10 protein-coding genes are annotated in these 13,264 nt (G+C 74.1%); 1 reads left to right on the top strand and 9 read right to left on the bottom strand.

Annotation, left to right across the window (positions count from 1 at the left end):
• Window positions 1-53: 53 nt before the first annotated feature.
• The 7 genes from AB0G16_RS18115 to AB0G16_RS18145 all read right to left on the bottom strand — a co-directional run bounded on the left by AB0G16_RS18115 (window position 54) and on the right by AB0G16_RS18145 (window position 9,116).
• Window positions 54-1,469, bottom strand: a complete 1,416-nt coding sequence (locus AB0G16_RS18115) for a hypothetical protein (protein WP_362805897.1) — start codon at window positions 1,467-1,469, stop codon at window positions 54-56.
• A gap of 177 nt (window positions 1,470-1,646) precedes the next feature.
• Window positions 1,647-1,784, bottom strand: coding sequence for a hypothetical protein (locus tag AB0G16_RS18120; RefSeq protein WP_362805899.1), 138 nt, complete (start codon window positions 1,782-1,784; stop codon window positions 1,647-1,649).
• A 257-nt stretch (window positions 1,785-2,041) separates the two neighbouring features.
• Entirely contained in the window at window positions 2,042-4,801 is a 2,760-nt protein-coding gene (locus AB0G16_RS18125) for an AAA family ATPase (RefSeq protein WP_362805901.1), read from the bottom strand.
• A 297-nt stretch (window positions 4,802-5,098) separates the two neighbouring features.
• A complete protein-coding gene (locus AB0G16_RS18130; RefSeq protein WP_362805903.1) occupies window positions 5,099-6,862 on the bottom strand; it encodes a class I adenylate-forming enzyme family protein in 1,764 nt (587 codons plus the stop codon).
• 71 nt (window positions 6,863-6,933) lie between these two features.
• Entirely contained in the window at window positions 6,934-7,668 is a 735-nt protein-coding gene (locus tag AB0G16_RS18135; protein WP_362805905.1) for a TetR/AcrR family transcriptional regulator, read from the bottom strand.
• A gap of 27 nt (window positions 7,669-7,695) precedes the next feature.
• A complete protein-coding gene (locus tag AB0G16_RS18140; protein ID WP_362805907.1) occupies window positions 7,696-7,902 on the bottom strand; it encodes a ferredoxin in 207 nt (68 codons plus the stop codon).
• Window positions 7,903-7,919: 17 nt separating this feature from the next.
• A complete protein-coding gene (locus AB0G16_RS18145; RefSeq protein WP_362805909.1) occupies window positions 7,920-9,116 on the bottom strand; it encodes a cytochrome P450 in 1,197 nt (398 codons plus the stop codon).
• A 571-nt stretch (window positions 9,117-9,687) separates the two neighbouring features.
• On the opposite strand from AB0G16_RS18145, the gene AB0G16_RS18150 reads away from it, so the two are divergent.
• Window positions 9,688-10,977 (top strand): right-handed parallel beta-helix repeat-containing protein, encoded by a 1,290-nt coding sequence (locus AB0G16_RS18150; protein ID WP_362805911.1) that lies wholly within the window; start codon window positions 9,688-9,690, stop codon window positions 10,975-10,977.
• A 63-nt stretch (window positions 10,978-11,040) separates the two neighbouring features.
• Here the strand turns inward: AB0G16_RS18150 and AB0G16_RS18155 are convergent, their stop codons facing one another.
• Window positions 11,041-11,649, bottom strand: a complete 609-nt coding sequence (locus tag AB0G16_RS18155) for a hypothetical protein (protein WP_362805913.1) — start codon at window positions 11,647-11,649, stop codon at window positions 11,041-11,043.
• Between the two features lie 131 nt (window positions 11,650-11,780).
• Entirely contained in the window at window positions 11,781-13,079 is a 1,299-nt protein-coding gene (locus AB0G16_RS18160; protein ID WP_362805915.1) for a histidinol-phosphate transaminase, read from the bottom strand.
• Window positions 13,080-13,264 lie beyond the last annotated feature (185 nt).

Below are 13,264 nucleotides of genomic sequence, written 5' to 3' on the forward strand. Positions count from 1 at the left end.
CGACGGACGATGACGGACGACGGGTCCGGTGGTCCCCGCCCGGCGACCCGCCGTCAGGAGGGACTGCGCGCCGGGATCCACCTCGCCCCGGCCGCCCGCCCCCCGCCGCGGCGATCGCCGAGGAGATCGACGGTCCTCGTGCCGGGGAGCGACTCGGCGGCCCGCCTGTGGTCCGGGTCCGGCAGCACCTGCCAGATGGGGTCGCGCCGGATGAGCGGCCTGTCCCGGTCGGGTTCGTCCTCGGAGAGCGGCGTCCAGAGCGTGCGGACCCCGAGGTCGTTGACGAGTCTCAGGTGGGTGCGGCACCCGGGGCAGCGGACGCCCTCCGCTCCGAGCTCCCGGCGGTCGACGGCGAAGTGGCCGTAGTGGTCCACCCCGCCCCGGCGCCACACCAGGTCCATGTGCCGTCCCCAGTCCACCGTGGCCGCGTCCCCGGCGGTGGGCGCGCAGACCGGGCAGGGCACCCGTGGCTCGTCCCAGAAGCGCGGGTCGTCCAGCTCCGGGTCGTGATGTCCGAGGTGTTTGACCGTGCCGGTGACGCCCGTGCCCGCCCCGTTCGCGAGACGCCCGACCCGCGGCACGGCGGTGATCGGGCCGGAGCCGTTGACGAGCCGGGCGAACCGGTCGGCCTGGGCGTCGCTCAGGTGGGGGACGCCCAGGACGGAAGGGGCGGTCAGGTTCTCGAACCGCCGCATCGGCCCGGAGCCGGACGCGACGTGCGCCGAGGTGATCATGGGCGGTGTGGAGCCGCGCGGCAGCAGCCACAGCGTGGCGAGCAGCTCGCTCACCGACCAGAAGGACGCGAAGTAGTCCGGCCCGGGACGGACGATGACCCGGCCGGTCGCGCTGATCTCGTACATCAGCCGCGCCACGCCCTCCCACGTCTGCTGGCGGGTGACCACCTCGCCCGGGTAGGAGTACTCGCGGGGCGGCACCATCCGCACGGTGACCGAGTGGGTCCTCTCGAACGCGGCCCGCCACTCCTCCGTCTCCCGCCGTCCGGCGGCGTGGAAGCTGAGGAAGTAGTCCGCCGGGTGGTCGAACATCCAGTAGTGCCCGGCCCGCCCGGAGGGGCCCGGGGCGGGGGGCATGCCCAGCGCGCGGCGCAGCCGCCGCTCCAGCCACTCCCCCAGCTCCGCGTTCTCCATCGTCTCCCCGTGGACCGGGGCGTGGCCCGCGCGGGTCAGCACGTTGCGGGGCAGCGGGGTGCGGCTCAGTACGACGGTGGCGGGGTCGAGCCTGGCGTGCGCGTCGAAGGCCGCGTAGACGTCCTCGGGACCCTCCACCGAGCAGTCCCACACCACGAACGCCGAGGCCCTGCGCGCCGCGAGGACGGCCCCCGGGCCGGCACCGGGGAGCGCGGCCAGCAGGCGGACGCCCAGCCTGGCGCAGATCGGCCGCACCCAGTTGTCCAGCAGGTCGTGGCCGCCCTCGGTCGGCGGTACGAAGATCGTCAGGGTGGCGTTCACCGGGCCGTCCTCCCGGGGCGGGACATGATGCCCATCCGATGCTCTCCCCCTCGTCGTGGCGTTCCGTGAACGGCGGCGCCCGGCGCCGGTGACCGCGCGGCCGGGCCGTCTCCCGGTGGCGGCGCGGGCCCATGGCGCGGGCCCGGCGGCACGGACCCGGCGGCGGTCCGTGGGCGCTCACCCCTCCAGGTGGGTCTCCAGAAGGGTGACCAGCTCGATGACACCGTGGAAGGGCACGGGTGGTCCGGCCTCGGGCTCCACCGTCCCGGCGATGTGGCCGCTTGCGGTCCTGCGGACGTCCACGGTCAAGCGCATTCCGGCCTCCTGTCGGGGCGTCCGTCTCCCGGCGCTCTGGCAGGCGCCCACGGTAGCGGCCGCGCGTCCCGGACGCGTCCGGGGAGAACCCCTACGGATCACCGGCGGAACCCCGACGCCGCCCCTGCCGTGACGCCGTCCCGGCCCTCACGCCGTTCGCGGCCGGACGCCCCCTCAGGACCCGACGTCGTCCATGACCGGACGTCTTCGGTGACCGCCCGCGTCCCGGGCCGGGCACCGTTCGCGGCCGGTCCGGTTCAGTCGCCGGGCTCCGACAGCACGGCGCGCAGCTCGATCCGGTTGGTGACGTTCAGCTTCGCGTAGACGCGGTTGAGCTGGGTCTCCACGGTGCTGATGGACACCGAGCGCCGCTCCGCGATCCGGCGGCTGGTCAGGCCCTCGCAGACCATCGCCACGACCTCGCGCTCGGCCCCGGTGAGCGTGCCGAAGGCGGCGTTGGGACCGTCCACCGAGAGCTTGAGCTCGGCGGCCGTCCTCAGGGCGAGTTCGGCGTAGGCCGCGGCGCCGGTGCGGTTGAAGGCCACCAGCGCCCGCCGCAGCAGCCGTTCCGCCTCGGCGTACCGGCGCCGGGCGTGCAGGGAGCGCGTGGCCACCAGGTCGATCCTGCCCGCCTCGATCGGCAGCCCCACCTGCCGGGCCAGGTCGCGGGCCTCCTCGCAGTCCCCCACGGCGCGCGCGTGGTCACGGAGGGCGGCGGCGATCTGTGCCCGCACCCTGGCGACGGACATCAGCGCGGAACGGCGCCCGCTCGGCGCGACCCGGCCGGTGAAGGCGGCCAGCGACTCCTCCGCCTCGCCGGCCCGGCCGAGCCGGGAGAGCGCGTCGGCGCGCACCGGCCCGAACAGGTGGGTGCCGGGCTCCAGCGAGTCGTAGTGCGACTCGATGGTCTCGGCCGCGGTGAGCAGCCGCCGGGCGTCGTCCCGCGCCTGGGCGATCATCGCCCGTGCGCCGGCCGCGTAGAGGATGCCGGCCCTGCTCTCCACGATCGGCGCCCACTCGGCGGCCTGGCGGGCGTGCTCGCGGGCCGTCTCCCACTCCCCCCGGGCCGCGCGCGGATAGCAGGCCAGGGAGTGCAGGACGGCGTAGTCCCAGACCCGTTCGTTCTCCTCGGCGTCGCCCACGGCGAGCCGGGTGAAGCGGACGGCGTCGTCCAGCCTCCCGCGCCGGTACTCGACCTCGCCCAGGAAGCCGAGCGCCTGGCCGACCCGCAGCGCCTCGCCGCGGGTGGCCCGCGAGACGCTCCCCCGCAGGTCGGCGGAGGCGCCCTCGAGGTCGTCGGTCCACAGGCGGATCATGCCGCGGGCCACCAGGCCGTCCAGTCCCGCGGCCGAGCCGGGCAGGTCGGCGTCGGCCAGCGAGGCGAGGGCCTCCTCGGCGCGGCCGGCCAGGGCCCAGCCCAGCGACCGGGCGAACCAGGCGAACGCCCCCACCCAGGGTTCGCGGCTGCCGGCCGCGACGGCCGCGGTGCCGTACTCGACCATCTCCGGGTAGGAGACCTCGACCACGCCGATGATCGCGAGCTGGGCCGCGATGCGCGCCCGCAGGTCGGCGGGGGCGCGCGGACTCTCCACGCCGCCCTTCCCTGACGCCTCCAGTGCCTGGACGAACAGTCGCCTGGCCTCGGCGACACGTCCCGCGATCAGGGCCTGGTAACCGGCGACGTAGTCGCGCCAGGGCCCCCGCGGGGCGGCGAGGATCTCGCTCTCGTAGCGGCGGGCGACGGTGGCGTCCCCCGAGACCAGGAGCGTCTCGGCGGCCGTCAGCAGGCGCGCCACCCGGTCCGGGCCCGGCGGGGTGAGCTCGGCGGCGTGGCGGGCGTACACCGCCGCCAGGGGGAGCCTGCCCCGCGAGAGCTGCGTCCGCGCCTCGTGTTCGGCCAGCGCGGCGAGCTCGCCGTCCGTGCCGCCGCCGGACGCGGCGATCCCGTGCCAGAGGGCGCCGGGGCCGCCGAGGCGGGCGGCGTCGCGGTGCAGGGCGCGGCGCCGCTCGACGCCGGAGTCGTAGTAGATGCGGTCCCAGACGAGCAGGGTGGTGAACGCGAACTCCTGCCCGGCCGTCCCCGGGATCTCCTTGATCAGGCCCGCGTCCACGGCCTCGGCGACGGGCTCGGTGACGTCGGCGACGTCGCAGAGCGCGCGCAGGTCGGCCAGGCCGAACCGGCGGCCGAGCACCGCCGCCGCGCAGACGACCTCGCGGGTACGGCGCCGGCACGACGCGAGCCGTGTCACGACCGCCTGGGTCATGCCGCGGGGGGCGGGCAGCGGGCCGTTGCCGAAGTTGATCGAGTGCATCTCCACCTGGTCGAGCAGGAGGATCGCGTGCAGGACGTTGCCGTCGGTGTGCTCGTGCAGCCTCCTGGCCCCCGACGGGGTCAGGCCGTCGTGACCGGTGGCGACGGCGAGACGCACCAGGTCGTCGGGGGTGAGCCCGTCGACCTGGATCAGGCGGCCCTGGGCCGAGCCGAAGAGACGCGTCCAGCCCTCGTGCAGCTCCATGGGAGGCGTGCCCGGCTCGGCTCCCACCGGCCGGGCGGCGGCCTGGTGGACGATCAGCAGCAGCACCTGGGCGTTGCGCAGGCGCCTGGCCGCCAGGCGGAGCGCGGTCATCGACTGCCGGTCGCCGCAGTGCGCGTCGTCGACGACCACGATCAGCTCGCCCGCCGCGCCGAGCTCCGCCGCGAGCGCCTGGCCGACGAAGGCGGCCTCGGCCTGGCCCGCCAGCGTCCGGGCGAGCGCCGGTGCCGGCAGTTGCTCGGCGATCTGGTTCAGGACGCCCCACGGATGGGTGAGCGCGTCCTCGTCCCCGAAGGCGCGGACGGCCGGCACGCCGGGGACCGTGTGCAGGAAACGCTCGACCAGCTCGGTCTTGCCGATCCCCGGCATGCCGCGGACGCCCACGATCCGCGCGTCACGGCGCCTCGCCGCCGCCCACGCCTCTCCGAGGAACTCCAGCTCCCGTGCTCTGCCGACGAACAGCGGAGAGGTTCTGCCGTGCACCGAAGCACTCCCTTTTTCACTTTCGTGTGTTCCTGGTGGTGATTATGGGTCAGGGGTCGGTCCGTCCGCATCGATTCTCAGTGAAGGCCTCTAACCAGACGGCTCTGGGGAATTCCTTCCTGCCGTTACGGAAATTCGCGAATATGACCGGCCGTAAACGGGTGATCGCGCATTACGATTCGTCCGGCGGGAGAGGAACGGTCCTTTTCGCGTCCGGCGCGTACCGCCCGGCGCGTGCCGCCCAACGTGGACGCGGTGACCCGGCGTGCTGCCCGTCCCGTTTCCGCGGCGGGCCGTTCAGCCCGCGAGGTCGTCCCTGAGACGGCGCCTGAGGACCTTGCCGAGAGGGCCGCGCGGCAGCGCGCCCCGCAGTTCCAGCCGCTCGGGCAGCTTGTACGAGGCGATGCGGCCGGCGCGCAGGTGAGCGATCAGCTCCTCCAGGGTCGGGGCGCCTCCCTCGCGCGGCACGACCACCGCGCACACCCGCTCCCCGAGCACCTCGTCCGGGTAACCGACGACCGCCACGTCGCGGACCGCGGGATGCGTGGCGATCAGCCCCTCCAGCTCGGCCGGGGAGATGTTCACGCCGCCCCTGGTGATCAGATCCCCGCTCCGGCCGACATGGCGCAGGAACTCCCCGCGCTCCCCCGCGATCTCGAAGACGTCGCCGGTTCTCAGGTAGCCGCGCTCGTCGAGGGGGCCGGGCCTTCGTTCGCCGTCCAGGTAGCCGGGGAAGACCGTCGGTCCCTTGACCCGCAGTTCCCCGGGACGGCCGGGTTCGGTGACCTCCTCACCGGTGCGGGGATCGACCAGCCGCAGCGAGACCTGCCGGGAGAGGGGGGAACTCCAGGGAGCGCCCGGCGCGCCATAGCGGGGGAAGTACCTGGCCCGCTGCTCGGGGTCGGGCACGTCGCCCGGAGCCGTGAGCAGGGCGATGCCCTCGTTGGAGCCGAAGAAGTTGACGATCCCGATTCCGTGGTCGTCCTGCCAGCCCCTGACCATGGCCGGGGCCAGCGGCGCCGAGCCGGACCCGATGAGCCTCAGCGAGGACAGGTCCGTCGTGGCGAGCAGGTCGGCGCGTTCCAGCAGCAGGGTCAGCAGGGCGGGCGGGACGAGGGCGTAGGTGACGCGCTCCTCGGTGATCTGCCGCAGGAACGTCACGAGATCGAAGGGATGGTGCTGGACCAGGAGACCGCCGACGCGCAGCCAGGGCAGGAACGTGCCGCCGATCCCGGCCATGTTGACCATGGGAAAGGGGTTCAGCAGTACGTCGTCGCCGGTCAGCCGGGGCGCGTCGGTCGTGGCCCGGCTCACGGCCAGCCAGTCGTAGTGGGTGCGGAGCACCCCCTTGGGGGCGCTCTCCGTGCCGGAGGTCCAGCAGATCGTCACGCACTCGCCGGGGTCGGCGGGGTGGACCCCGGCGTACGCGCGGACGGTACGGGCCTCCTCCTCCGTGACCGCGCCCAGTGCGGCGTCCAGGTCGACGGCTCCACCGGGGAGGCCCGGCCGGCGGGCGCCGTGGACCGGGGCGCTAACCGGGCCGGGGACCGGACCGGGGACCGGACCGTGAGCCAGACCGTGGATCAGCAGGACCGGCAGGCCGGGCAGGGCCGCGCGGACCTCCAGGGCGGGGTGCCGGTCCTTGAAGCGCCAGACGGTGAGCACCGCGGTGACACCGGCGCGTCGGCCGAGGCCTGCCAGCTCGTGCTCGCGATACTGCACCGGCAGCGGGCAGACCACCAGGCGCAGCCGCCAGCACGCCAGGTAGGCGACGACGAGCTCGACCGTGTTGGGCAACTGCACCGCCAGCACGTCACCCGCGTCCAGGCCGTACCGGAACAGCACGGCCGCCAGCCGCGTGACCTCCTCGTCGAGGTCACGCCAGGTCAGGCGGCGTGGCGCCGCGTCCACCAGGTCCGCCTTGTCGGGCGGGTCCACCACGGCGAGACGGCCGGGCGCGGCGGACACGCGGCTCGCGAAGAGCCCGTCCATGGTCTCGTCCGTCCACCAGCCCCTGGCCCTGTACTCCTCGACCCTGGCGGGCGGGTGCAGCCCGCTCACCGCGCGTCCGCCCCCGGCCGGCGCGGTGCGGCGGATAGGAGCGGCCCGTCGCCCTGGCCGGTGCGCCCCGGTCACCGCGCGTCCGTCCCCGGCCGGTGGCGCGGAGCGGGCGGCGGGGACGCCGGGGCGGGGGACGAGAGGACCGGGGCGGGGGACGAGAGGGCCGGGGCGGGCGGCAGGGGGGACGGGGCCGGGCGCAACCCGTCGACGAGCAGCGCGAGGTACCGTCTGGGCCCGGCGCCCCCCGGGTCGCCGGGGTGGGCGGTGGCCAGGGCCATCACGACGACGGCGGCCAGGTCCCGGCCCTGGAGCTCCGGCCGTACGAGACCGGCGGCGGCGGCGCGGCCCAGCAGCCGGTCCATCGAGCGGACGTAGCGGTGCACGCTCTCGACGTCGACCACGTCCGTCTCGCGGGCGAGCGCGAGGATGACCCGCCGTCCGGTGAGGACGCCGACGGTGGCCTCCAGGGAACCGACGAGGTCCCGCCAGGGGTCGTCGGTCTCCACCGCGACGGCCGGCTCGATCTCGGTGGTGAGCAGGTGGGCGAAGACGGCGCGCACGAGCTGGTCGCGCGAGCGGAAGCGCCGGTAGACCGTGGCGACGCCGACCCCGGCGCGGCGCGCGACCTCCGCCAGCGTCACCTCCGGCCCGGACTCCTCGAAGGCGCGCCCGGCCGCGACGACGATCCGCTCGTGGTTACGCGCGGCGTCGACCCGCAGGCCCCGGCCCCGAGGCCCCCACGGTTCTCGCGGCTCCCGGGGCTCCCGCGCTCCCGGTGGCTCCCCCGGCCCCCGCGTCCCCGTCATCGTCCCGCGCCGGTGGCCATGTCCGGCTCACCGCCCGGTGTCGTCCCGCGGTGGTCGTATCGCCCCGGACGGGCAGAGCGTGGCCGCCCGGCGCACGGCCTCCTCGCTCCCGGGAGGGATCTCCTCGGTCAGGACGACGACGATGCCGTCGTCGTCCTGGTCGAAGACCGCGGGGGCGGTCAGCACGCACATCCCCGCCCCGATGCAGATGTCCCGCTCGGCGTCGGCTCTCATCCCGATCCCCTCCCGCCTCACCAGGTGACGGGGAGCGCGCGCACCCCGTACACGACGTTGAAGGCCCTGAACTCGATCTCCTCGTACGGCACGGCGAGGGCCAGGCCGGGGAAGCGGCGCAGCAGCGCGGGGAAGGCGATCCGCATCTCCATCCGGGCCAGGGGCGCGCCGAGGCAGTGGTGCACGCCGTGCCCGAACGCGACGTGGCCGGGGGCTCCCCGCCTGACGTCGAACCGCTCCGGGTCGTCGACGAGCACCGGGTCGCGGTTGGCCGCCGGGAGCGCCAGGAACAGCTGGGAGCCCTCGGGTATGGTGTGCCCGGCGATCTCCACCTCGGTCGTGGTGGTGCGCGGCACGCCCGAGTGCACGATGGACAGCCACCGCAGCAGCTCCTCCACGGCGGGTTCGACCTGCGCCGGGTCGTCGCGGACCAGGGCGAGCTGTTCGGGGTGGCGCAGCAGGGCCAGGGTGCCCAGGCCGAGCATGTTCGCGGTCGTCTCGTGCCCGGCGAGGAGCAGCAGCGCGGCGACGCCCGTGAGCTCGTCGTCGGTCAGGTCGTCACCGTGCTCCCGTACCAGCATGCCCAGCATGTCGTCGCCCGGCTCCACCCGGGCACGCTCGACCAGGACGCTCATGTACGCGCGGTTCTCGAGCTGCGCGGCCGTGCGCTGCTCGAGGGGCAGCGACACGTCGAGCAGCCGTCCGGTACGCCGCTGGAACTCCTCACGGTCGGAGTACGGGACGCCCAGCAGCTCGCAGATCACCAGCGAGGGCACCGGCAGCGCGAAGAGCGAGACCAGGTCGGCCGGTTTCCCGGCCCGTTCGAGGTCGTCCAGGGCCGCGTCGACGATCTCGACGATCCGCGGTTCCAGCCTGCGCATGCGGCGCACGGTGAACTCGGGCGTGAGCATCCGGCGCAGCCGGGTGTGCTCGGGCGGGTCGTGGGCGAGCATCTGCCCCGCCTGCAGGCGGGCGAGCTCCTCGTCGCTCAGGTTGCCGGGCCGCAGCAGCGGTTGCGGGCCGGCGTTGCTGAAGCGGGTCGCGTCCGAGAGCACCTCGCGGACGTCCTCGTACCGGCTCACCAGGTAGGCGGGGGTCCCGAAGATCGTCGTGAAGCGGGTGACCCCCTCGCCGTCCCGGGCCCGGGTGAGCTCCTCGACCGGATCGAACCGCTCCCGCCGCATGTGCAGGGGCATCACCGGTGTTTCGGTCATCGCTCGGTCCTCCCTCGTACCGGAACGGTTGGACATGTCCGACGCTACCACCGAAACGAAAGTCGTCTATCACTTCCAAGGACGATCTACCCGGACATCGGGAAGCGGTCCGACCCGGCGATCGGGCCGGTGGTCCGGCCCGGCGACCCGACGGCCGGTGGCCCGGCCCGGCGGTCCGACGGTCGGCGGCCCGGTCCGGCCGTCCCTGACCACGGGCCCTGACGGCGACCCGGCAGGACGCCCCCCGGGGACGTGGGCGGATGAAATTTTCACCGGCCCGGAAACGGCCGGTGAGCTCATCGGGGCAGTTCGGGGCGGATGATCCGCCCCGCGATGACAAAAACGATTCAATCGTGTCAGACGGCTTTGTTGACGGGCCGTTCCCGCGCTGTGAGACTCCTCGCCACACCGGCAGGCGCGTGAGGCCGGTCGCCCGCCGTCCGCCCACGACCGGGCCGGCGGGAGGAGTGCGGCGGGGCGCGGCGGGGCGCGGCGATGCGCGCGACGCGTCCGGCCCCGCCGTGCTCCGGGACACGGCACGCGCCCGCTCCCCCCTGCGAAGGAGCCGAACATGGAGAGCAACGGCAGAGCACCGGCCCGCGGCCGGCGATCCGGCCCGATCGCGGCCGCCCTCACCGGCATGGTCCTGGTGGCGGCGGCGCTGGCCCCCACCCCCGCCGCGGCGGCGGGCACGGCGAGCGTCGCGGACACCGCCCGGACGGCGAACACGGCGAGCACGACGGGCACGACGGGCACGACGGGCACAACCCGGACGGCGGGCGCGACCGGCGCCGCGGGCACCGCCCGGATGGCCTGCGGTGACGGTTCCTACAACGCCGAGGCGGTGCTGAGCGGGAGCACCTGGACCGCGCGCAACGGCTCCCGGACCGTCTACACCGGCACCAGCATGCTCTCGGCCATGCAGGCGGCCGTGGGCAGTCTGACCTCGGGACGGACCTCCAAACAGCGGGTCGTGGTGCGCGGCTCGGGTTCGATGAGCGCCGGTTCCCGGCTCTCGCTGCCGAGCTACACCGTGCTGGACGTCTGCGGCACGGTGAACGTGACCGGCTCCGGCAGCGGCGACCAGGCCGTGGTGTACGCGCGCGGCGTGCGGGACGTCGAGGTGCAGAACCTCAGGATCACCGGCACACCGCTGTACGGGATCTTCGTCCGGAACGGCACGAACATCACGCTCGGGCAGATCGACATCCGGGTCTCGCGGGGTCTCGGCATCCGCGTCGACAACCACGGCGACCGCAGCGTGCGGACCCGCAACGTGCGGATCGACAACGTGTACGTCTCCGGGACGAGCGCGCACGGCGTGGAGACCTACGGCCTGGACGGCCTGACCGTGGGCACGGTGACCGCCCGCAACACCGGTGAGTCCGGGCTGCTGCTGAACGACACGATCAACGCCACGGTGAACCTGGTCGACGCCCAGGGCGCCGGGACCGGCACCGGCTACGCGGCGTTCCGGATGGCGAACAGGAACGGCCGGGTGGGGAGCTCGTACCCGACGAACATCCGGGTCGGCCAGGTGATCGCGCGCGGCGGCGGGCGCGGGATCTTCTGCGTCTCCGAGAGCGGCGGCGCCGTCATCGACCGGGTGGACATCGCCCAGACCGGGAACAACCCCATCCTCGTCGAGAACTGCTACAACGTCACCATCGCGCAGAGCGGCGGGAGCGTGACCGGTCCCGGCGACATCCGGCTCGCCTCGCGGACCGAGTTCCCGGTGAACGCGAACATCACGATCCAGAACCTGCGGGTCACCGACTCGGCCATCGTCGAGAACCCGTGCGGCGCCAACACCGTGGTACGGAACAACACCCTGGTCAACAGCAGGCTCAGCGTCTGCTGAGGGCGTCCGGCGTTCCCGGTGGCCCGGCGTCGCCGGCGCCGGGCCACCGGGGCGAGCCGGGCGTCAGGACGGGGTGACCTCGGCCACCAGCCGGGAGGTCCAGGGGCAGTAGAAGCAGCCGGGCAGGAAGGCGCCGCACGCCTCGTCGAGGTGGTCCTCGACGTAGCTCAGCGTCGCGTCGCAGACCTCGATCGCCATCTGGAAGAAGTCGATCGTGTTCGGGTCGAGGTGGAAGCCGTAGGCCGGGTTGTAGGGGGCCGTCCGCTTGACGATCCGGCCCATCACGTGGACCTCCGCGGTCTCCTTCCCGCTGAGGATCCTCCGGGCGTGCTCGATCTTCTTGGCGTCGGTGAGCCGGATGACGAACCGCTCGGAAGAACCGACGGTCTCCATCTGGAAGTCGACCGGTTCGGTCCCGGTGTCCCGCGACGGCGAATCGGCCCGGGCGGCCCCGGCCCCACCGGGAACGGCCCGAGCGGGAACGGCGGCCCGAGCGGAGCCGGCCGGGTCCGCCGGGGCCGCCGAAAGCGCCGAAAGCGCCGGGGGTGCCGGGGGTGCCGGGGGCGCCGCGCAGGCGCGGGCCCCGGGAGCGGCGAGGGCGGGTGTGGCGATCATGGCGGCGAGCATCGCCACGGCGGCCGGCCCGCCGGTCCTGATGAAGAAGCGTCGCACGGGTTCCTCCTGTACCTTGCCGGATCGTGATCGGCACGATCCGACCCCTTTCCCGCGCCGGCCGCCCGGTTCCCGCACCGGGCTTGGACAGAAGATCTCCTTCACCTGCCGGAATCTTTCGGCCGCGCCGCTCAGGGGGAGGGCGGCAGGCTCGCCGAGAGCATGTCGAAGCGGCGGTCGCCCTCGTACAGGGGGACGGGCACGCCCGCCGGCGCGGGCGACGGGTCGTACAGCGGCGTCGGGGCGGTTCCCGGCAGCGGGTCGTAGAGCGGGGTGGGGATCGGCCGCGGCGGGGGCAGGGGGCTCAGCGTCCTGTCGCCGCTCTCGTAGAGCACCGCGTACAGCCCGCTGACCAGGCGTCGCACGTCTCCCTCCGGCCGCACCGCCAGGCGCACGAACTGGGCGGTCATGCCGAGCTTGTCGCCGCACTCCCGGACGAGGAGACCGTGCTCGTCGAGCAGCCGGTCGCGCAGGGCGGCGCCGCCGGAGCCGGTGGGGAGCCGTACCAGCAGGAAGTTGCCCTGGGAGGGGAAGACCGCGAGCCCGGGGACCCGGGTGAGCTGGTAGTGCATCGACTCGCGGTCCAGGGCGAGCAGCCGCAGGCTCTCCAGGTACTCGGGAAGATACCGGCGGATCATGAAGACCAGGGTCTCGGCGAAGGAGTTCAGGTTCCACCGGGGCAGTGCCCCGCGCACCCGGGCGGCCAGCGCGGGATTGGCCACCATGTAGCCGAGGCGGACGCCGTGCAGCCCGAAGTTCTTGCCCAGGCTCTTCAGCACGACCACGTTCGGCCGGATGGCGGCCTCGTTCGCGACGCTCGGGTACGGTTCGGCGTCGGCGAAGTCGATGAACGACTCGTCCACCACGACCAGGTCGAGGTCGACGAGCCGGTCCAGCAGGGCGATGACCTCGTGGCGGCGCAGGTAGCCGCCGTCGGGGTTGTTGGGGTTGCAGACGACCGCCACCCGGGAGCCCCGGTGCCGGACGAAGGCGACGAACGCGTCCACGTCCAGCGCGAACCCCTGGTTCTCCTGCAGCGGGTACATGTCCACCCGCTTGCCCGTCTCCAGCGGCTGGTCGGTCCAGCGGCCGAAGGTGGGGATCGGGACCGCCAGGCTCTCCCCGACCAGCAGGTGGTCGATCCAGGTGATCAGCTCCGTCGCCCCGTTGCCCATGACGACGGTCTGCGGGTTCAGGCCCAGCACCCCGCAGAGCTCGGCGGTGACCGTCCCGGCGTCGGCGGGGTGGGACGTCAGGATCGCGGCGAGGTCGCGTTCCAGGATGCCGAAGACATCGGGGGTCGGGAAGTACGGGTTGCACGGGACGCTGAAGTCCACCGGCCCGGCCCCCTCCGGCGTGGCCCGCGCCGGCGAGGGGAGCGACGGGCTGTGCGCGGCGTGCGTCCGGCCGCGGTCGACGGAACCGGCCAACAGGGTCTCCTTCATGACGGGGTGCGCGTCTGTGACACTTCCAGCTACGCACCCCGCCCCCGGCCGGTTCAGCCGTGCCCCAGGCGACCGTGAGGGTCGCCTTCGCCACCAAACCGGCCATCGCTCGCATGATGCTGGAGCGCACGCTGGCCGCCGGGGTGCCCGCTCGGTGGATCACCGCCGAT

The sequence above is a fragment of the Streptosporangium sp. NPDC023615 genome, assembly GCF_040640155.1.
Taxonomy (GTDB): domain Bacteria; phylum Actinomycetota; class Actinomycetes; order Streptosporangiales; family Streptosporangiaceae; genus Streptosporangium.